The organism is Streptosporangium pseudovulgare (assembly GCF_014648055.1).
GTDB lineage: Bacteria > Actinomycetota > Actinomycetes > Streptosporangiales > Streptosporangiaceae > Streptosporangium > Streptosporangium pseudovulgare.
The window spans coordinates 283,548-302,852 of sequence record NZ_BMQJ01000001.1 but is presented as its reverse complement, the minus strand read 5'-3'; the positions used below and the strand labels follow the sequence as shown (position 1 = coordinate 302,852).

Genomic DNA, 19,305 nt, shown 5'->3' with positions numbered 1-19,305 from the left:
CCGGGGGCTCACAAACTCGCTCCGCCGGTGGCCTCGTCGCCGGGACGGGGGACCGGGCCGAAGTCGTCCCCGCGTGGTGTGGTGAGAGCCGCGAAGAGCTGGGGATCGGCGTAGATCTCGGCGGTGTGCCGCCACTCGACGAGGAGCTGGGTGACCGGGGCGAGATTGCCCAGGCTGGCGGCGGCGGGCGCGATCTCGCTGAGGGAGGCGAGCAACTCCTCCACGGCCGGGGCGGGGAGGAACCGGGTCCAGGGCAGGACGTCCGGGAAGACGCGCCGCAGGATCTCGGCGCCGCCCGCATCGTCGTGGAAGAGGGCGGCGAGAAGCTTCGCGGTGAGGCCGATCACCTCGTTCTCGCCCTCCGCGCGTTCGGCGGTCATGAGGACGAGGTCGTCGGAGTCGCGCCGGCGCAGCCGTACGGCGCGCACACGCGACAACCGCTCGGCTGTCTCGCCGGGCTGACGGAGAAGCTCGGTGAACGGCACTTCTTCCAAGGGCATGGCCATACATCAACAGTACTGTTGATGTCGTGCCGCCGTAAGGGCGCGAGTGGAGTTCCGGAAAGCGGCTTGGAGATTCCTGATGCGGTGAGCGCTGGAGGTGTCGCCGGCGGATGGGGGTTCCTATCGGTTTGCCGCCGGCCGTCCGGGTCCGATAGGAAGCTCGCGTGCTGAGAGGTGACAGGGTCGGGCTCAGGGCCCGGCACGAGGACGACATCCCGATTCTGCAGACCGAGCTCTACGACGACGTGGCCAACACCTCGCGGGCCGTGGGCCGGCCGTGGCGGCCGATCACGCCCGGCTCGAAGGATTCACAGTTCGCGGTGGACGACAAGGAGCAGGGGCACGCCTCCTTCTCGGTCGTGGAGCTGGACGGCGGCACGCTGGTCGGCGCCGCGACGCTGTGGGGCATCGACGACCACAACAGGTCGGCGCACATCGGGCTGGGGCTGCGGCCGGCGGCCCGTGGCAAGGGCTACGGCACCGACGTGGTCGCGGTGCTGTGCCACTACGGTTTCGTCGTGCGCGGCCTGCAGCGGCTGCAGGTCGAGACGCTGGCGGACAACGCCGCGATGCTGCGCTCCGCCGAGCGCAACGGATTCGTCCGCGAGGGCGTGCTGCGCTCGTCGGCCTGGGTGATGGGCGAGTTCCTGGACCAGGTGCTGCTCGGTCTCCTCGCCCAGGAGTGGAAGCCGGGCCCGAAGGGTTAGGCCGCGGAGCCGTCCGGGGGCTCGTCCGCCGTCGAAGGCGGCCCCGGGCAGTCCCGGAGCGCCTGACCGGCTAGCCCGGCCGGACGTCGTCGCCGACTCTCAGCTCGCCGAGGTTCCTGGGCACCAGGCGGATGCCGAACCAGGTCTTTCCGTCCCAGCGGCGGTGCTCGGCCAGGGTCCTCAGGGGTTCCTTGCCGCGCTCCTGGGTGGCGGGATCCCAGATGGTGGCGGCGCAGCGGTCGCACGACTCCGAGACGCGGAAGTCGATCCCGCCGATGCGGACCGACGTCCAGGCGTCCTCCGCGAAGGGTTCCGCACCGTCGATGACGGCGTTGGGCCGGAAGCGGGCGATGTCGAGGGGGCCCGGGGGATGCTCCCGGCGTTCCATGGCGCCTTCGGCGATCCAGTCGTCCAGGCGCTGGAGCGAACTCCTGGAGACGAGATGAAGGGGTCCGTCCCAGAGACCGCCGTACTCCCCGGTGCCGGTCCGGGGCCCGGGCTCGTCCAGCCAGATGAGGCGGGCGGGCCTGCCGAGCAGGCGGGTGAACCATTCATGGGCGTCGGCGTGGGCGAGCACGGCCCGGTCGAGATTGGAGCAACCCATCCGGATCGTGCCGCCGGTGGCCGGGGGGACCTCGAGGTCGCCCATGCCCTTCGCCGACAGGCGGAGGCCGCCGTCGGGGGTTTCGGCAGCCGAGACGGAGAGGAGCCGGGGGTGTTCGCCCACCCAGATCAGCTCTCCCAGCGGGTCCACCACGCCCCAGCGGCGGTCGCCTTCCAGACCCCAGGGGAGGACCCGGGCGGATGGGCGGAGGATGCCTTTGGCGGACTTGACGGGGTAGGTGCGGATCTCCGCTAGCTCCATCGGCCAAGGATAGGAGAAAGCGCTCTCCTGGGATATGGGAGCGTGCCCACAGGGCGTCCGGAGCAGGGTCCCGGACCCGTCCGGAATGGGGCTTCACCTGCTCTTCGGCGATGCGGCAGCGGAGTCGGCCGTCGTCCGTCAGGCGGGCGGCGCGGGGGCGGAGGTGACGGCGCCGGGGGAGGCCGGTGACGCGGCGGGCCGCCGCTCCACCCCGGCGCGGCGCCGCTCGGCCTCGCGGGGCCGGTAGAGCGTGAGACGGACGGAGCCGAACCGCCTGGCCGGTCCGGCGGCGGAGAAGGCGCTCCGGAGCGTCACCAGGCGCGGGTCGGCGGCGTAGACCTTGCCGATCCGCGCCGAGACCAGCCAGATCCGGCTCGCCCCGGCCGCCGCGGCGGTGAACTCGGCGGCGGTGCGCGGGCCGTACCGGCCGGGCGCCCGGGTGAGGTCCACCAGACGCTCGTACGGCCCGCCGTAGACGGCGACGAACAGCCGGTACCGGTACGGCACGAAGAGCACCCGGTCACCGGGCCGCACCTCGGCGTCGAGGGTGGCGGCCAGGGACCGCAGGTCGTCGGGGCGGCTGTCCGGCGTGCGGAGCGCCTCGTGCGCCGGGAGGGCCGTCGCGGCGACGAGCAGGACGGCGGGCACGGCGACCGCGAACCGCCATCGGCCCGCGGCCGCGGCGAGGCGGGTCAGGCCGATCCCTGCGGCGAGCGCGACCCCGGGGACCACGACCAGCACGTACCGGGGATGGTAGACCGGCACCACCTGCGACACGGCGAACGAGATCGCGAACGGCAGGACGGCCCAGGCCGCGACGAGCGGCGTACGGCGGGCCGACCACCCGCCCCACATCGCCAGGCCGAACACCGCCGCCGCCCCGGCCGCGCTCCCGGCCACCTCGATCGGGAAGGCCGCCAGCTCCGGCGGGCCGGGGGAGCGCAGCCAGAACAGCTGGGTGTCCCGCTGCCCGGCCGCGACCACCACGAGCGGCGCCAGCGCGACCCCGGCGCCGGCCACGGCGAGCAGCCACGACGGCCATGGCGGCCGCAGCGGCCCTCGCGGCGGGTGCGACGTGGGAGAGGACCGGGGTCGCCGCGGCGGCCGCGTCCCGGGGACGGCCCGTCCGGCGGCGAGTACGGCGACGGCGTGCGCGGCCAGCAGGAGCAGGGCGTACAGGTGCAACCACCCGAGCAGGGCGACCGCCGCCCCGTACCCGGCGAACCGCCGCCGTGACGGCCGCTCCAGCGCCGCGACGAGCAGCCACGTGGCCAGCACGGCGACCGCGCTGACCAGCGCGTATCCGCGCGCCTCCTGGGCGTAGCGGGACATGATCGGCAGGACGGCGTACAGCAGGCCGCTCCACAGGCCGGCCGCCGGACCGGCGAGGCGGCGGCCCAGGACGGCCACGCCGTACGCGGCGGCGGCGAATGCGAGCAGCGACGGCAGCCGCAGCATCAGCTCGACGGGGCCGGAGGCGCCGAGCGCGGCGAACGGCCGCATGAGCAGGTAGTACAGGGCGTGGACGGTGTCGATGTCGGCGAGGAGCGCCCGCAGTTCGGGCAGGGACATGCGGGCGGCCATGCCGGTGACCGACTCGTCCCGCCACAGCGACGGCACGGTGATCCCCCATCCGGCGATGGCGGCGGCCACCGTCGGGGGGACGGCGACGGCCACCCGGCGGCGCCATGGGGCGGCCGTGCCGCTTCCGGTCCGGGGGCGGGGTCGTCGGGGGAGGACTGCGCGCACCCGTTCACGGTAATAGCAGGTCCGGGCAGGTCCGGGCAGGTCGGCCGCCATGACCGCGGGCCGGGCGGCCGAGGCCGCCGCCTGGCATGCGGGGCGGGGGCCGGGGTAGAGGGGACGGAGGCTAGCTGAGAGAGGGAGAAGATGAAGAGGATTCTGCAGCTCGTGGCGACCCGCTGGCTCTCCAGAACGCCCCTCGGGCTCGCCGTTCTCGGGGCCGGATGGCTGATCATGCGCAAGCGCCGCCGCGACCAGGCCGCCGGTCCCCGCAAGGAGACGCTGCGCCAGCCCGGCCGCGGATCCGGGAACGTCCCCGCCTGGCGGGGACCCTCCGCCCGGGGCCGCAAGTAGGCCGGCCGTACGGCGCCGGCCGCCCCGGGAGGCGGGGCGTTCAGAGAAGGTGGCGGGCCAGGGCGGCGACGGGGTGCGGGAAGCGCAGCAGGTTCCGCAGCGGATCCAGGTGGGCGACGTCCCCGTCGCCGTCCGCCCCCGGCGTCCCCGGCGGCCCCCACGGCCCGGACGGTCCCGGAGATCCGTACGGCCCCGGGGGTCCCGCCTCTCGGACCGCCGCCAGCCCGCACTCGCGTACGGCCCGTTCCCAGGCGGCGTCGTCGCCCGCGGCCGCCTCCAGCCGCTCCAGCGCGGTCGTCCCGCCCGTCTCCCGGGCCAGGGAGGTCAGCAGGTGCGGCCAGTGGATGGTCAGCGCCGCCAGCTTGGCGACCTCCCCGTCGGAGGCGGGGGCGGCCCCGGCGAGCGTCCGCCGGTAGGCGATGAACGAGTAGAAGCGGAAGACGTTGACGTAGCGCTTGATCTCCCGGGGGTTGAAGAACATCAGGGCAGGCAGGACGAACTCGATGGCCCGGTAGGCGTTCTCGTCGCTGTAGAGCTCGTCGAAGACCCTGTCGGCCGCCTCACGGGTCGCGGTGGCCAGCCCGCCGATCGCGTCCGAGCAGTCCACGCCCAGCTCCTCCTGGGCCCGCCGCGCCGCCTCGTCCAGGGTCGCGGCCGTCGGCCGGAGCGCCCAGATCGCGTCCTCCAGGCGGCTCACCAGCGACGGGTCCGGCGGCCTCACCGGCCCCGGCCGGGGTACGGCGAGCGGCACGTCGACCGGTGCGCGCGCCCCGGGGACGTCGGGGCAGGGCGTCCCGGCGGCGTTCCCGTCCCCGCCCGCGTCCTCGGCGTCCCCGTCGCCACTCCCGTCCTCGGCGTCCCCGCCGGCCCCGTTCCCGGCCGAATGCCCGGAGCCGTTCCCGCGCCCGGCTCCGTCGATCCCACCGTGACCGCCGGTTTCGCCGTGACCGCCCTCACATCGCCCGCCTTCGGCCCCGCCGTGCCCCGCGGAGCGCCGGTCCCCGGCCTCCCCGCCGGAACCCGTCCCCGCGGCGTCGGTGACCTCCGGCATGCCCAGCAGCGCCCGGACGAAGGCCGGCAGCCGGTCGGCGTCGTCCAGCAGCGGCACGCTCAGCGGCAGCTGCACGATCTTCTCCAGGAACCGCCAGCCCAGCCCGGACCGCCCGTCGTCCGGCAGCGTCTCGGCCAGCTCCCGGTAGGCGGCCTCGACATGCGCGGCCACCACCTCCGGCTCCATGGCCAGCACGAACACGCAGTTGGGGAACTCCCCGGCGAGGAACAGGTTGATCGCCTCGATGACCTGCGCCACCGTTCCCGGCGAGCACCGGTCCAGGTCGTCGACGAACACCACCAGGGGCCGCTCCTCGGTGGCCACCAGGTCGAGCACCTGCCGCATGTCGGTCTGCACCAGGTGCAGGAAACCGGCCCTGGACCGGTAACCGGGGCCGCTCAGCAGCTCGCCCGCCGGGCCGTCGGCCGAGCCGGGGGCGAACAGGTCCGGCTGGCTGACCAGGTCGCAGAAGGCGTTGCCGGCCGACTCCCCGAAGAACCTCGCCAGCCGTACGGCTCCCGCCCCGACGGCGGTGACCGCCCCGGCCGCGCCGACCGCGGCGGCCGCGTTCCGCAGCAGGACGGCGAACGCCGGCAGCAGCGCGGCCCCGGCGAGCAGCGCGCCGGTGAGGACCAGGGCGGCGATCAGGCCGAGGGCGAGCGGCACCAGCCGGGTCACCGCGAGCTGGTAGGCGCGGCGGCGGACCGCCTCGGGGTCGATCCTGGACAGGTTCAGCTCCAGCCAGAACCGCTCCCGTTCGGTGCGGGGCAGCCGCCGGGTGACCTGGCTGATGATCTCGTGAGCCAGCCCGGCCCAGACCTGCTCCCCGCTCTGGTACATCCACGGGTTGAACCACACCGTCGGCCGCCAGTCGGCCCGCCGCACCGGCAGGGCCCCGGGTTCGGCCCGGCCCGCGCCGCCGCGCCGCCGCCGACCGGCCCTGGACAGCACCTCGGCGTTGGTCAGGTCGCCCGCCCCGCCGGGGTCCGGCAGGTGGATCTCGGCGGGGCCGTCCCCGGCGGCCCCAGGGTCCAGGAGGTCCTGGATCATCCGCATCAGGGAGGTCTTGCCGGCGCCCCACGGGCCCTTGACGCCGATGGTGAGCGGCGGCCGGGTCTCGGGGTGGCGGACGAACGCGGCGATCGCCTCGGCGTAGATCCGGTGGCCGAGCTGGTCGTCGGTGGTCCACCGGTCGGCGGTGAGCCTGGCCCGGGGCTGTACGGCCCGCCGCCCGGCCCGCCACCGCCGCAGCAGAGCCGACGTCCGCGCCCGCTCCGCCGGGCTCAGCCGGGAGTAGCCGAAGGCCCGCACGTCGGGGTGGGCGAACAGGGCCTTCTCGCCGAGCAGCCCCCAGTGCCGCAGCTCGGCGGCGTCGCCGAGGATCTCCTCGACCGGCTCGCCCTCCTCCAGCAGGGAGGCGCCGCGCAGCACCTGCCGGGCGTGCTCGCTCAGGTGCAGCTCGTAGACCCGCCGGACGATCTCGGTGCCCGAGACCGGGGGAGCGGGGTCGCCGAGCACGGTGAGGGTGCGGGCGAAGGCGGCGTGCACCGGCGAGGGCGCGGGCGCGGCCGGGGGACGGAGCCGGGTCAGCGGGACGTCCGCGGCGGGGCCGTACGCCAGCAGGATGGGGGTGCGGGGGGAGGAGACGGCGGCGTAGTGGCGCAGCGCGTGGGCGTGCAGATCGCCGACGGTGACCGCGCCGCGCGCCGGATCGGCGGCCAGGGCGGCCAGGCCGTCGGCCAGGACGCCGGTCAGGCTGGGGGCGGGGCCGTGGGCGGGTTCGCCGAAGCGCAGGGCCAGGGTGAGCGCCGCCGCGGACAGGCGGGGCTCACCGGCCACGCCGAGCTGCCTGACCGGCGGGGCCGAGCCGTCCAGTGCGCTCCAGCCGAAGTCCATGACCAGCAGCACGGCCGCCGCAGCCGACTCGCCGACCCGCCGGCCGAACGCGCCGATCATGGAGCCGAGCTGGCCGGAGGTCCAGGCGTTGCCGCCGGGCAGCCGGATCATCAGCACGTCGCCGTCCCCGGCCGACCGCAGGAAGTCCCATACCCGGCCGCCGTCGGCCCGCGCGCCCTCGCCGGGGCGGGCGTCGACGGTGAAGCCCTCGGCGCGCAGCACCGCCGCCAGGCGGGTGTCCGGCCGCCCGGCGGCCGGGGGGTCGAAGGGCCGGTCGGGTGTGGCGGGCGGCGAGTCCAGGAAGACCAGGGCCCGTCGCGCGCCCGTCCGGGTGGCGGTCCCGGGGGTCTCGGGGATCGGGTCGGCGAACGCGAGTCCCTCGCTCAACGGTCCTCCCGGGGCGGCGGCGGGGGGTCTCACGCCGGACCCACGCGGGGTCCGTGGGACCCGCACGGGGGTCCACGGTCCACGCGAGATCCACGCGGGTCCGCGTGAGATCCATGGTGGATCCACTGTGGACCCGCGGGCGTCCCCGGATGCGGATCTTGAGGATAGGGCGGCCCGATTTGAAGGACTCCCGCCCGCGTGCTTACGGGAACTTTGCCCTCGCCCGGCGCGCGGCCCGGCGCGCGCCCCGGTGGGCGGCCCGGTCTCCGCCACGCCACGTCTCCCGGGCGGAGCGCGTCAGAGGTCCATCGCCCAGATCTCCTCGACGACGTCCCCGGACACCCGCTCCTCGACCGGTTCGAAGCCCGTCGCGCGGTAGATCCGCCGGGCGGTGGTCAGCACGCTCCTGGTCGACAGCTCCATGCGCCGGTAACCCGTCGCCCGGGCGAAGGCCACGCACTCGCCGACGAGCCGCCCGCCGATCCCCAGCCCCCGGGCGGACGGCTCGACCAGCAGCATGCGCAGCAGCGCCGTCCTGTCGTCCTTGCGGACGCAGAACACGCACCCGGCCCGCTCGCCGTCCACCTCGGCGATCCATCCGGCCTCGCGCCGGGGGTCGTGGTGGTCCACGTAGTCGGCCACGATCCTGGCCACCAGCGCCTCGAAGTCGGCGCCCCAGCCGTACTCCTGGCTGTAGAGCACGCCGTGCCGGTGCACCACCCATCCCAGGTCGCCGGGGCGCGGCGGGCGGATGACGTACGGCTCCGCCCGCCGGGCGGGGGCGAGGACCTCCCGGATGGCCGCCATGCTCGCCACCAGCCGCCGCGCGTCCTCCTCGGTGATCCCCTCCAGCAGGCCCCGCACCTCGGCCGCCGAGCGCTCGTCGAGGGTCGCGAACGTGGCGCGGCCGGCGGCGGTCAGCGAGACCACCTGCCGCCGCGCGTCGGCCGCCGACCGTTCGCGGGTGACCAGGCCGTCGCTCTCGAACCGCCCGAGGATCCTGCTCAGGTAACCGGCGTCGAGACCGAGCAGCCGCCGCAGCTCGCCGGTCTCCGTCCGGTCTCCGCCGTTCAGCTCGAACAGCACCCTCACCTCGGTGAGGGAGTAGGGGGTGTCCAGGATGCCCTGGTGGAGCACGCCGATGACGCCCGTGTAGAAGCGGTTGAACGCGCGGATCTCCGCCACGCGGCGGTCGATGTCCGAAACCATGCATGACAGGATCAATCATTCCTATGATCGAGTCAACGAATTGATCGAATCCTCACGGGAAGGTGGTACGCGGTGCCCTCCCGACGTCCTCCCGACGTCCTCTCGGTGTCTTCCCGGTGTCTTCCCGGTGTCCTCCGGGTGTCCTCCGGGTGGGCATGAACCCGAACCGCCCGTGTGAGCCGGATCGCCCGGCATCAGCCGGGACCGTCCGGTCTCCCGCGGAGGGGGTGCGGGCCCGCCGAACCGCCCCGGGGCGGCGGTGGGCCTTCCGGTCCTCCTCGGAGGGGCGCCTCCCGGAACGGGCAGAGGGTGCGCTAGTTTCGCAGACTGGCCGGGACGGGCGAAAAGGCCCGGGAGGGTCCGGGAGCGCCCGGGAGGGTCCGGAAGCGCCCGGGAGGGCCCGGGAAGGCCCGGAACGGCACGGGAGTCAGAAAGGGTTCGGGGGCGGCGCGCGCCGGCCCCACGGCGGCGGGAGCATGATGGCGGAGATCACGTACATCGGCGGCTACACACCGGGCGGCACGCCGGGGGCCGAGGGCACCGGCCCGGGGATCACCCTGATGGAGCCGGCCGGCCTCACCCGGGTCGCGGAGACGCCCGCCCCGAGCCCGTCGTTCCTCGCCGTCCACCCCCGGCTGCCGGTCCTGTACGCGGTGGGCGAGGACGAGCCCGGCACGGTCGCCGTCTTCGCCCGCGCCGCCGACGGGACGCTCACCGAGACCGACCGGCGGCCCAGCGAGGGGAACACCCCCTGCCACCTGGCCCTCGACCCCTCCGGGACCCTGCTGTCGGTGGCCAACTACGGCGACGGCGTGGTCAGCGTGTACCCGATCGACGAGGCCGGCGCCATCGCCGCCCCCCAGGTGTTCCCGCACCGTGAGGACTCCCACGCCCACCAGTCCGTCTTCGGGCCCGACGGCGTCCTGTACGTCTCCGACCTGGGCGCCGACGAGATCCGCCGCTACCTGGTCGCGGACCCCGGCCGGGCCGGGGCCCGGGTGACGCCGCACCCCGGCGGCCCGGTACGGCTGGCCGGGGGCATGGGCCCCCGGCACATGGCCCGGATGGGGGACCGCTGGTACGTCGCCGGGGAGCTGGACGGCACGGTCCGCGCCTACGACGCCGGCGACGACGGCTGGCGGGAGGTCCGGGCCGTCCCGGCCAGCGCGGCCGGCGGCGAGAACCACCCCTCGCACCTGGAGGCGTCCGGGGACGGGCGCTTCGTCTACGTCGCCAACCGGGGCCCCGACACGATCGCGGTGTTCTCCGCGCCCGGCCTGGAGCGGGTCGCCGAGGTGCCCTGCGGCGGCGCGTGGCCCCGGCACTTCGCCGTCGCCGGGGACCGGATGTACGTGGCCAACCAGCGGTCCGCGGGCGTGGCCGTACTGCCGATGAGGGACGGCGTCCCGGGAGAGGCCGCGGAGGTGTTCGCCGTCGGCACGCCCTCGTGCGTCCTGCCGCCGTCCTGACGGTTCCTCCACGGGTGGGCCAAGGACCGGTCAAGTCGCGGGCGGGGCGCCCGGCGGGCGGCGATGATGCCGGGCATGTCTCGCGTGCCCTCGCATCTGGCGGTCACCCTGCTGGTGACCATGGCTCTGGTCATCGGGTGCGCGGCCGCCACCCGTCACCCCGCCGGCACCCTCGCGCCCTCCGGCTCCCGCTCCGCCGCGCCCGGTGATCCCCGCGGCGGGCCCGCCGCCGCGGGAAACCCCGGGGACGCCGGGGACCCCGCCGGGGGCGCCACCGCCGCCGAGAACGCCAGGCCGGGCGATCCGAACTGGCGGGTGCGCCGCCTCGGGACCGCGCACGAGATCGAGGGGTTCGCCGACCGGGTCAGCGTGCTGCCGGGGGAGAGGTTCCGGCTGTACGTCTCGACCACGGCCGACCGCTACACCGCCACGGCCTTCCGGATGGGCTGGTACGGCGGGGCCGGCGCGCGGCGGGTGTGGCGGGTGGCCGGGCTGCCAGGCGTCCGGCAGCCGGCCCCGAAGGTCGTCGCCGCGACCCGCACGGTGACCGCCGCCCACTGGACGCCGGGACCGGAGGTGGACACCACCGGCTGGCCCGCGGGTTCCTACCTGGTCCGCCTGGACGCCGCCACCGGAGGCAGCCGCTACGTCCCCGTCACCGTCAGGTCCGCCTCGGCGCGGGGGAGCATGGCGGTCGTCAACGCGGTCACCACCTGGCAGGCGTACAACTACTGGGGCGGCCGCAGCCTCTACGTCGGTCCCGGGGGGTTCGAGGACCGTTCCCGGGCGGTCAGCTTCGACCGCCCCTACGACACCTCCGGCGCCCGGCTGTTCCTGGACATGGAGTACGACGCCATCGCCCTCGCCGAGCGCACCGGCGTCCCGCTCGCCTACCTCACCAGCGTGGACCTGGACGACGACCCGCACGCCCTCGACGGCGCCCGGGGCCTGGTCTCCCTGGGGCACGACGAGTACTGGTCGCCGCGCATGCGCCGCGCCGTCGAGACCGCCCGTGACCGGGGCGTCAACGTCGCCTTCCTCGGCGCCAACGCCGTCTACTGGCGGATCAGGTTCGCCGCGACGCGGTTGGGCCCCGGCCGGCTGGTCGTCTGCCACAAGGACGCCGCCGAGGACCCCCGTACCGACCTGTGGCGCGACCACCGCCCGGAGAGTTCGCTGACCGGGCCGATGTACGACTGCTTTCCCGCCGAGGCCGCCTACGTGGTCCACCGCCCGGGGAGCTGGATCTTCCGGGGCACCGGCGTACGGCGCGGCACCCGCTTCCCCGGCATGGCGGGGGTGGAGACCGACCGGATCGGCCGGGACGCGCCCCGCCCCATGGAGGTGCTGTCGGTCTCGCCCGTCGACTGCGGCGGGCGGTCCACGGTCGCGCACAGCGCCTACTACACCGCGCCGAGCGGCGCCGGGGTGTTCAACTCCGGCACGATGCGCTGGGTCTGCGCGCTGCGCGGCGCCCGCTGCGGGCACGGCGTCACCGGGCAGGCCAGGGCGTTCGTCCGCCGCAGCACGGTGAACATCCTGCGGGCCTTCGCCGCCGGTCCGGCCGGGCGCAGCCACCCGGCCGAGGACAACCTCGCCACGGTGGGCCTCGGCGCGCGCTGACCCGGCCCGGATCACGCGGCGGGGCCCGTGTCGCGCGGCCCGGATGGGGGAAGGTACCCCCTCGTGTCTCCCCGGCCGCACCGGCCCGGCCCGGTGCCGCTGACGCCTGGAAACGGGCCCGCGGGCGCACCGGCCAGGGGAGGCGCGGACAACGTCGAAGTCTCCTCCATTTGGTCTAGACCATTGGTCTTTCAGCAGGCAGAATGCGTGAGGTCGGCGCGGGAGACCCCGCCGGTCGTGTCACCCCACTCGTTCTGGCTGTCTTGTTTCGGAACCACCGGAGGATGCCATGCGTATCGGAGTGCTAACTGGGGGCGGCGACTGCCCCGGACTGAACGCCGTGATCCGCGCCGTCGTGCGCAAAGGTGTGGGCGTCTACGGACACGAGTTCGTCGGATTCTGCGACGGCTGGCGCGGCCCGCTCGAAGGTGAGACGGTGCCGCTGGACATCCAGGCGGTCCGGGGCATCCTGCCACGCGGCGGGACCATCCTGGGCTCCTCCCGGACCAACCCCCTCAAGATCGAAGGCGGTGTCGAGAAGATCAAGGGCAACCTGGCCGAGGCCGGGGTCGACGCCCTGATCGCCATCGGCGGCGAGGACACCCTCGGCGTCGCCAAGCGGCTCTTCGACCAGGGCGTCAAGGTCGTCGGCGTGCCGAAGACCATCGACAACGACCTGAACGCCACCGACTACACCTTCGGGTTCGACACGGCCGTCAACATCGCCGTCGAGGCGATCGACCGGCTGCACACCACCGCCGAGTCCCACCACAGGGCGCTGATCTGCGAGGTGATGGGCCGCCACGCCGGGTGGATCGCCCTGCACGCGGGCATGGCGGGAGGCGCCAACGTCATCCTCATCCCGGAGAAGCCGTTCGACATCGACCGGGTCTGCGCCTACGTCGAGTCCCGCTTCCAGACCCGGTACGCGCCGATCATCGTGGTCGCCGAGGGCGCCCACCCGATCGAGGGCCAGATGACCCTCCAGGCCGGCGAGCTCGACGCGTTCGGCCACGTCCGGCTGGGCGGCATCGGCGAGATGCTGGCCAAGGAGATCGAGAAGCGGACCGGCAAGGAGGCCCGCACCACCGTGCTCGGCCACATCCAGCGCGGCGGCACGCCCACGGCCTTCGACCGGGTCCTGGCCACCCGGTTCGGTCTGCAGGCCATCGACGCCGTCCACGACGGCGAGTTCGGCGTCATGGTGGCGCTCCGGGGCACCGACATCGTCCGGGCCGGCCTCGGCGAGGCCACCAAGGAGCTGAAGACGGTGCCGGTCGGACGCTACGAGGAGGCGGAGGTCTTCTTCGGCTGACGGGAGTCGCCGGGTCTCTTGCCTATCAGCATAGATACAACACTGTATCTATGCTGGTAGGCTCTTTTGCATGGCCGAATCCGCGAAGCGCCCCTCCGCCGCCCACACCGCGTACACGGTGACCAAGGAGCTGATCCTCTCCGGCGAACTGCCCGGCGGCAGCCTCATCAGCGAGGGGGAGATCGCCGAGCGGGTGCGCGTGAGCAGGACGCCCGTCCGGGAGGCGTTCCTGCGCCTTGAGTCGGAGGAGCTGCTGACGCTCCACCCCAAGCGCGGCGCGGTGGTGGCGCCGGTGCCGCCGGGAGAGGCGGCGGACGTGCTGGAGCTGCGGCTGGCGCTCGAACGGTCCGCGGCGGAGCGCATCGCGCGCACCGGCCTGCCGGACGAGCACCACGAGAGGATGCGGGAGCTGCTGCGACGCCAGCGCGCCCTCGCCGAGACCGCCGACGTCGACCGGTTCGCCGACGCCGACGAGTCGTTCCACCGTTGCATCGTCGAAGCGTCCGGGAACCGGCTGGCCGGCCGGTTCTACGCCACCCTCGGCGACCGGCAGCGGCGCATGAGCATCTCCGCGCTGAGACCGCGGCCGGAGCGGCTCTCCCTGCTGGCCGACGAGCACGAGGCCCTCCTCGGCCACCTCCGCGACGGCGACGGCGCCGCCTTCGCCTCGGCCCTGCTGGGCCACCTCACGGCGACGCACGGCTCGCCGTGGCCGTCCGGGGCAAGCGACGAAGCCCCGGCCGTCCACCATTCCGTACGGCCTCAGCCGTACCCGGCAAACGACGCGTAAGGTTCTACCCTCCCCATGCTCGAAACCCAGCAGGCCGTCCCGTCGCCTGCCACCGCACCCCGATCGGACTCCTGGCGGATCGTCGCCGCGGCGATGTTCGCCTGCGGCTGGGGCGGCAACCAGTTCACCCCGCTGCTGCTGATGTACCGCCGGCTGGGCGGCTACTCCGCGCTCAGCGTCGACGCCTTCCTCGGCGCGTACGTCGTCGGGCTCGTGCCGGGTCTCCTGCTCGCCGGGCCCGTCTCGGACCGGCGCGGGCGGCGCCCCGTGCTGGTGGCGGGCGCCGTCGCCTCGGCCGTCGCGAGCCTGGTGCTCTGCTTCGGCGGCCAGAGCGCCTGGGCCATCTACGCGGGCCGGCTGATCATCGGCGTCGCGGTCGGCACCGCCATGTCGGTCGGCAGCAGCTGGGTGAAGGAACTGTCGACCGGGGCGGACAGCGGGCTCGCCGCGCGCCGTGCCGCGCTGTGCCAGACGGCCGGGTTCGCGCTCGGCGCGGGTGTCGCGGGCGCGCTGGCCCAGTGGGGGCCGTGGCCCATGGTGACCCCGTACGTCGTCCACCTTCTCCTCGCCGCGGCGATCCCCGTGCTGCTCCTGCGGGTGCCGGAGACCCGGCCGCCGCTCCCGCACGCCACGGGCTCGGTCCGGGACCTCCTCGCGGCGCTCGCGAGCGACCTGCGCGTCCCCGCGCCGGCCCGCAGGCGGTTCCGGCTCGTGATCCTGCCGATGGCGCCGTGGGTGTTCGGCGCGGCCGGGCTGGCGTACGCGGTCATGCCCCAGCTGGTCGGCTTCCGCGTGGGGCACTGGGGGCTGGCGTACGCGACCGGCCTCACGGTGCTGACCCTGGGCGTGGGCGTGGCCGTGCAGCCGGTGGCCAAGAGGCTGCACGGCGAGGAGGGCGCCACCCGTACGGGACGGGCTCCGGTGGCGGCGATGACGGTGATGCTCCTCGGCGCGGCGCTGTGCGCGGCGAACGCGCTGCTGCTGTCGCCGTGGCTGGCGGCGGCCGCCGCCATCGCCCTGGGAGCCGGCTACGGCATCGCGATGGTCTCCGGGCTGCAGGAGATACAGCGGATGGCCGGCGCGGACGATCTGGCCGGCCTGACCGGCGTCTACTACACGCTCGCCTACTCGGGTTTCCTGCTCCCCACCGTGCTGGCCAGCCTGGCGGCGTGGCTCTCCTACCCGGTCATGCTGACGGTGGTGGCCGTCGTGGCGCTGGTCTGCCTGGGCCTCGTCGTGACCGGCGTCCGCGTCACGGCGACGGCGGTCCCGGCGCGAAGGTGACGGCGGTCCCGGTGCGGGCGACGCGCGCATCCGGGGCGACGCGCGCGCCCGGGCCGGACACCGCCGTCGCCATCCCCAAACGGCGGTAACTCCCGTCTTTCCGCTTCAGAAGCCGGGCGGAATCATTTCCCCCAGGCCGCGGGAACGGGCCGTGATGACCTACCCGGCCATTGCGTCCCGGGGGCGTGGAGAATCTTCGCGGAGAAAGCCCGTCATCGAATGGTCGCTACATACGGTGACCGAGTGATTTCTTTCGGTTTCCGGGTTGAATCGAAAGGTAATTCGTGCGGATCAATGCTTTTGCTTCGGTGTGATAAGCGCCGGACTTTCCGCGACTTACCGTGGGACTTGCGGTTCTGAGCCGCTTCGGCGCCGTCTTCGGCGCCGATTCCACGTCTCACTCAGCCCCGGGTGTCGGCCGGGCCGGCCCCGTACGACATGGAGTGATCTCCGATGACCAAGACGAAGAACGCGATCGCCGCCGGCGCGTTGCTGGCCTCCGCCCTCGCCGTCCCCGTGACGATGTCCGCCCAGCCGGCCAGTGCCGGAACCACCGTCGAGACCGCTTCCACGTCCGCCCTCGTCTCCGCGGCGACGCCCTGCTGGAGGAAGAGGAACCCTGAGAGGTGCTTCGCCCGTCGCGGCGGCGGCGGAGGCGGCGGTGGCGGCGGTGGCGGTGGAGGCGGTGGAGGCGGCGGTGGTGGCGGTGGTGGCGGTGGAGGCGGCGGCGGCGGAGGTGGCGGCGGCGGCGCCAACGTCTCCAACACCAACACCAACATCAACACCGTCGGCGGCGGCGGTGGTGGCGGTGGCGGCGGCGGTGGTGGTGGCGGTGGTGGCGGAGGCGGCTGATCCGCCCCGGTCGGCACCGATGCCGAAGAATCGCTGAACGGCCGTGGCGCTCCTTTTCCTCCCGCCCCGAGGGGCGCGTGGAAAAGGAGCGCCCGCACCGTGGAGCCGTTCCGCGTCCCGGGCCGTTCCGCGTCCCGGAGCCCGCATTTCGAGGTCGAATTTTCGGGACCGGTCTTTCTCGCCGGTTCTCCGCCGCGCCCTTCGCGCCGGGACTTTCGGCTGGGCTTTTCGCTCCGGCACTCTCGCGTCGCATGCGTCACGTGTCGCGTGCGTGTCATGTCGCGTGTCCTCGTGCGGCGTATCCCCGCGCCGCTTTTCCCGCGCCGGGTCCTCCTGCGCGGCGTTTTCCCGTGCCGTGCGGGCGGCCGGTCCGGCCCGCCGCCCCGTGCCGCCCGCGCCTCCGGCGCCCTCCGTGCCCTCCGCCGTGTGCCCTCTGTGCCCTCCGTGTGCCCTCTGTGCCCTCCGTTCCCGATCCCGCCCCGCCTCGGCCCCGAACCCGCCCGTGTCCCTCCGCGTGCCCGCCTGTCCACCTCCGTCCCGCCTCCGTCCCGCCTCCGTGCGGGCGCTGTGCGGGCGCTGACAGGTCATGACGGCGACTAAAGTGGCGAGGTCGAGCCATTGCCTTTACGCGGTACCGCGCCAGACTTGGCCATGCCCCTACATTCCCCTCGAAGCGCCACCGGAGGTTGCACCATGACCATGTCCGCCTTGGGCGAGCCCTGCGTGCTGCTCAAATTGGGCGAGGTCGTCCTCAAGGGAGACAACCGCGAGCTTTTCGAGCGGCAGCTTCAGTCCAACATCAAGGCGGCGCTGAAGGGCTTCGGCCTGAAGCTGGACGTGCGCCAGCGACACGGCGTCATCGCGATCTTCCTGCCGGACGGCACCGGCGTCGAGGTCGCCGACGAGGTGGCCCGGCGGGTCGCCTGCGTCCCCGGTCTGGTCTGGGTCCACCGGGCCTGGCGGGTGGAGAAGGACCCCGGCGCGGTGACCAAGGCGGCGATCGAGCTGCTGGCCGACCGGGAGGACGTCAGGCGCGGCGTCTCCTTCGCCGTCCGCTCCCGCCGCCGTGACAAGCGCTTCCCGCTGACGTCCATGCAGCTCGACCGCACGGTCGGCGGGGAGATCAACGACATCTACGGCCTGCCGGTCGACCTGAAGAACCCCGGCCTGGTGGTCTCCATCGAGGTCGACCGCGACGAGGTGTTCGTCTTCACCGGCGGCCTGCCCGGCCAGGGCGGCCTGCCGGTCGGCGTCAGCGGTCGCGGCCTGGTCCTGATGTCCGGCGGCATCGACTCGCCCGTCGCGGCCTACCGGATGATGCGCCGCGGCCTGCGGGTCGACTTCCTGCACTTCTCCGGCATCCCGTTCACCACTTCGGAGTCGATCTACAAGGCGTACGCGCTGGTGCGGGCGCTGGACAGGTTCCAGGGCAGGTCCCGGTTGTGGGTGGTGCCGTTCGGCAAGGCCCAGCAGTCGATCAAGGCGTCCGGGCAGGACCGCCTGGCGGTCATCGCCCAGCGGCGCCTGATGCTCAAGACGGGCGAGGAGGTCGCCCGCCGGCTCCGCGCCGGAGCGCTGATCACCGGCGACTCCCTCGGCCAGGTCTCCTCGCAGACCCTGCAGAACATCACCGCCCAGGACGACGCGGTGGACATGCCGATCCTGCGCCCGCTCATCGGCCTGGACAAGACGGAGATCATGGCCGAGGCCCGGCGCATCGGCACCCTGGAGATCTCCGAGCTCCCCGACGAGGACTGCTGCACCCTCCTGGCGCCCCGCCGGGCCGAGACCGCCGCGAAGATCGCCGACCTGAAGCAGATCGAGCGGCGGCTCGACGCCGAGGAGCTCGCCGTACAGCTCGCCGGCTCCCTCCAGGAGTACAAGATCGAAGACTGAGCCGGTCCGGCGGGGCGCGGGAGCGGGTGTCAGGCGGACGTCAGCAGCTCGCCGGCGGCCGTCTTGCCCAGCAGCGCCGGGAACCGCCGCATGACGTCGGCCAGTTCGGCGAGGTCGCCGTCCACCAGCGCCTGGGGTCCGTCGCAGAGCGCCTGCTCCGGGTGCGGGTGGACGTCGATGATCACGCCGTCGGCGCCCACCGCGACGGCGGCGCGGGTGAGCGGGAGCACCAGGTCGCGCCGGCCGCCGGAGTGGGACGGGTCGACGATCACCGGCAGGTGCGACAGGCGCTGGGCGACCGGCACGGCCGAGACGTCCAGGGTGTTGCGGGTGGCGGTCTCGAATGTGCGGATCCCGCGCTCGCACAGCACGACGTCCAGGTTGCCGCGCTGGGCGATGTACTCGGCCGCCATCAGCCACTCCTCGATGGTGGCGTTCATGCCGCGCTTGAGCATGACCGGCCTGCCCGACGCGCCGACCGCCTGCAGCAGGGCGAAGTTCTGCGCGTTGCGGGTGCCGACCTGGAGCATGTCGGCGTAGGAGGCGACCAGCTCGACGTCGTGGGCGTCGACGACCTCGGTCACCACCGGCAGGCCCGTCTCCTCGCGCACGTCGGCCAGGATGCGCAGGCCCGCCTCGCCGAGGCCCTGGAAGGCGTAGGGGGAGGTGCGGGGCTTGTAGGCGCCGCCCCGCAGCAGGGTCGCGCCCGCCGCCTTCGCCATCTCGGCGGCCTGGAGGGTCTGCTCGGGCGTCTCCACCGCGCACGGCCCGGCGATGAGGGTCACCGTGCCGGGTCCGATGGGCACGCCGCCGACCCGGACCGTGGACCGCTCGGGGTGGTTCTCCCGGCTGACCAGCTTGTACGGCGTGCTCACCCGCATCACGTCCGCCACCCCGGCCATGGCGCGCAGGTCGAGGGCCTCGAACCGGGCGACGTCGCCCACCAGGCCGATGATCGTGCGGCTCACGCCCCGGCTGACGAACGCCTCGCCGCCGGCCGTGCCGATGACCTCCACGATCGCCTCGACGTCCGAGGGGGTCGCGCCGGGACTCATGACGATGACCATGTCTCTCCTTGGTGGAAGTTCGCCGAAGACCGGCGGGAGATCCTCCGAAGGGCCCCGGGGAAATGCGAAGGCCCCGGGTCCTTGGTGGACCCGGGGCCTTCGTTCGCCTGGATGTCAGCGCAGCATCCGGTGGCGATCGGTCCGACCTACGGGTCCGTCGCCATACCAAAACCAGAACGCGGTACGCATCGCGGGCAATACTAGCGCACGACCGGCGCCGGTCCGCCCCGTGAACCACCGACGGCCCGCGAACCGCGGCCCGCCCGTGAACCACGCCGACGGCCCGTGAACCAC

General features: G+C 74.1%; 15 protein-coding genes. 9 read left to right on the top strand and 6 right to left on the bottom strand.

The features are described 5' to 3' along the window. Positions 1–8: 8 nt before the first annotated feature. The gene (locus IEZ10_RS01185) at positions 9–506 is read right to left on the bottom strand and encodes a hypothetical protein (RefSeq protein ID WP_189244552.1); all 498 of its coding nucleotides are present in this window, start codon (positions 504–506) and stop codon (positions 9–11) included. Between the two features lie 161 nt (positions 507–667). Here IEZ10_RS01185 and IEZ10_RS01180 point away from each other — a divergent pair, with 161 nt between their 5' ends. Next, the gene (locus IEZ10_RS01180; RefSeq protein ID WP_189244551.1) at positions 668–1,210 is read left to right on the top strand and encodes a GNAT family N-acetyltransferase; all 543 of its coding nucleotides are present in this window, start codon (positions 668–670) and stop codon (positions 1,208–1,210) included. A gap of 70 nt (positions 1,211–1,280) precedes the next feature. On the opposite strand, the gene IEZ10_RS01175 is transcribed toward IEZ10_RS01180, so the two are convergent. Next, positions 1,281–2,075, bottom strand: coding sequence for an MOSC domain-containing protein (locus IEZ10_RS01175; RefSeq protein WP_189244550.1), 795 nt, complete (start codon positions 2,073–2,075; stop codon positions 1,281–1,283). 138 nt (positions 2,076–2,213) lie between these two features. Then, entirely contained in the window at positions 2,214–3,752 is a 1,539-nt protein-coding gene (locus IEZ10_RS01170; protein ID WP_189244549.1) for a glycosyltransferase family 39 protein, read from the bottom strand. A gap of 213 nt (positions 3,753–3,965) precedes the next feature. Here IEZ10_RS01170 and IEZ10_RS01165 point away from each other — a divergent pair, with 213 nt between their 5' ends. Beyond that, positions 3,966–4,172, top strand: a complete 207-nt coding sequence (locus IEZ10_RS01165) for a DUF6203 family protein (protein WP_189244548.1) — start codon at positions 3,966–3,968, stop codon at positions 4,170–4,172. A gap of 40 nt (positions 4,173–4,212) precedes the next feature. On the opposite strand, the gene IEZ10_RS01160 is transcribed toward IEZ10_RS01165, so the two are convergent. Both IEZ10_RS01160 and IEZ10_RS01155 read right to left on the bottom strand, forming a co-directional pair. Next, positions 4,213–7,506 carry a KAP family P-loop NTPase fold protein gene (locus IEZ10_RS01160; RefSeq protein ID WP_189244547.1) on the bottom strand — a complete coding sequence of 1,098 codons (3,294 nt, stop codon included), beginning with the start codon at positions 7,504–7,506 and terminating at the stop codon, positions 4,213–4,215. A gap of 297 nt (positions 7,507–7,803) precedes the next feature. Next, positions 7,804–8,715, bottom strand: coding sequence for a bifunctional helix-turn-helix transcriptional regulator/GNAT family N-acetyltransferase (locus tag IEZ10_RS01155; RefSeq protein ID WP_189244546.1), 912 nt, complete (start codon positions 8,713–8,715; stop codon positions 7,804–7,806). 479 nt (positions 8,716–9,194) lie between these two features. Between IEZ10_RS01155 and IEZ10_RS01150 the strand changes: the two genes are divergently transcribed. From IEZ10_RS01150 to thiI, 7 genes are all read left to right on the top strand, one after another. Next, positions 9,195–10,184, top strand: a complete 990-nt coding sequence (locus IEZ10_RS01150) for a lactonase family protein (RefSeq protein WP_189244545.1) — start codon at positions 9,195–9,197, stop codon at positions 10,182–10,184. A gap of 75 nt (positions 10,185–10,259) precedes the next feature. After that, positions 10,260–11,807, top strand: a complete 1,548-nt coding sequence (locus IEZ10_RS01145) for a N,N-dimethylformamidase beta subunit family domain-containing protein (RefSeq protein ID WP_229810825.1) — start codon at positions 10,260–10,262, stop codon at positions 11,805–11,807. A gap of 289 nt (positions 11,808–12,096) precedes the next feature. Further along, complete coding sequence (locus tag IEZ10_RS01140; RefSeq protein ID WP_189244544.1) at positions 12,097–13,122, top strand: 6-phosphofructokinase; 1,026 nt, start codon at positions 12,097–12,099, stop codon at positions 13,120–13,122. Positions 13,123–13,192: 70 nt separating this feature from the next. Then, the gene (locus IEZ10_RS01135; RefSeq protein ID WP_189244543.1) at positions 13,193–13,912 is read left to right on the top strand and encodes a GntR family transcriptional regulator; all 720 of its coding nucleotides are present in this window, start codon (positions 13,193–13,195) and stop codon (positions 13,910–13,912) included. A gap of 15 nt (positions 13,913–13,927) precedes the next feature. After that, on the top strand, positions 13,928–15,196 hold the full coding sequence (locus IEZ10_RS01130) for an MFS transporter (protein ID WP_189244542.1): 1,269 nt from the start codon (positions 13,928–13,930) through the stop codon (positions 15,194–15,196). A 453-nt stretch (positions 15,197–15,649) separates the two neighbouring features. Further along, positions 15,650–16,048 carry a hypothetical protein gene (locus IEZ10_RS01125; RefSeq protein ID WP_189244541.1) on the top strand — a complete coding sequence of 133 codons (399 nt, stop codon included), beginning with the start codon at positions 15,650–15,652 and terminating at the stop codon, positions 16,046–16,048. 693 nt (positions 16,049–16,741) lie between these two features. Further along, complete coding sequence (thiI, locus tag IEZ10_RS01120; RefSeq protein ID WP_179818508.1) at positions 16,742–17,944, top strand: tRNA uracil 4-sulfurtransferase ThiI; 1,203 nt, start codon at positions 16,742–16,744, stop codon at positions 17,942–17,944. Between the two features lie 29 nt (positions 17,945–17,973). On the opposite strand, the gene aroF is transcribed toward thiI, so the two are convergent. Continuing rightward, the gene (gene aroF, locus IEZ10_RS01115) at positions 17,974–19,011 is read right to left on the bottom strand and encodes a 3-deoxy-7-phosphoheptulonate synthase (protein ID WP_189244540.1); all 1,038 of its coding nucleotides are present in this window, start codon (positions 19,009–19,011) and stop codon (positions 17,974–17,976) included. Between the last annotated feature and the right edge of the window lie 294 nt (positions 19,012–19,305).

Bases quoted from the DNA above. Each gene is read 5' to 3' on its own strand.
- IEZ10_RS01185 (WP_189244552.1), bottom strand. From the start codon at position 506: ATGGCCATGCCCTTGGAAGAAGTGCCGTTCACCGAGCTTCTCCGTCAG.
- IEZ10_RS01175 (WP_189244550.1), bottom strand. From the start codon at position 2,075: ATGGAGCTAGCGGAGATCCGCACCTACCCCGTCAAGTCCGCCAAAGGC.
- IEZ10_RS01165 (WP_189244548.1), top strand. From the start codon at position 3,966: ATGAAGAGGATTCTGCAGCTCGTGGCGACCCGCTGGCTCTCCAGAACG.
- IEZ10_RS01155 (WP_189244546.1), bottom strand. From the start codon at position 8,715: ATGGTTTCGGACATCGACCGCCGCGTGGCGGAGATCCGCGCGTTCAAC.
- IEZ10_RS01150 (WP_189244545.1), top strand. From the start codon at position 9,195: ATGGCGGAGATCACGTACATCGGCGGCTACACACCGGGCGGCACGCCG.
- IEZ10_RS01145 (WP_229810825.1), top strand. From the start codon at position 10,260: ATGTCTCGCGTGCCCTCGCATCTGGCGGTCACCCTGCTGGTGACCATG.
- IEZ10_RS01140 (WP_189244544.1), top strand. From the start codon at position 12,097: ATGCGTATCGGAGTGCTAACTGGGGGCGGCGACTGCCCCGGACTGAAC.
- IEZ10_RS01135 (WP_189244543.1), top strand. From the start codon at position 13,193: ATGGCCGAATCCGCGAAGCGCCCCTCCGCCGCCCACACCGCGTACACG.
- IEZ10_RS01130 (WP_189244542.1), top strand. From the start codon at position 13,928: ATGCTCGAAACCCAGCAGGCCGTCCCGTCGCCTGCCACCGCACCCCGA.
- IEZ10_RS01125 (WP_189244541.1), top strand. From the start codon at position 15,650: ATGACCAAGACGAAGAACGCGATCGCCGCCGGCGCGTTGCTGGCCTCC.
- thiI (WP_179818508.1), top strand. From the start codon at position 16,742: ATGACCATGTCCGCCTTGGGCGAGCCCTGCGTGCTGCTCAAATTGGGC.
- aroF (WP_189244540.1), bottom strand. From the start codon at position 19,011: ATGGTCATCGTCATGAGTCCCGGCGCGACCCCCTCGGACGTCGAGGCG.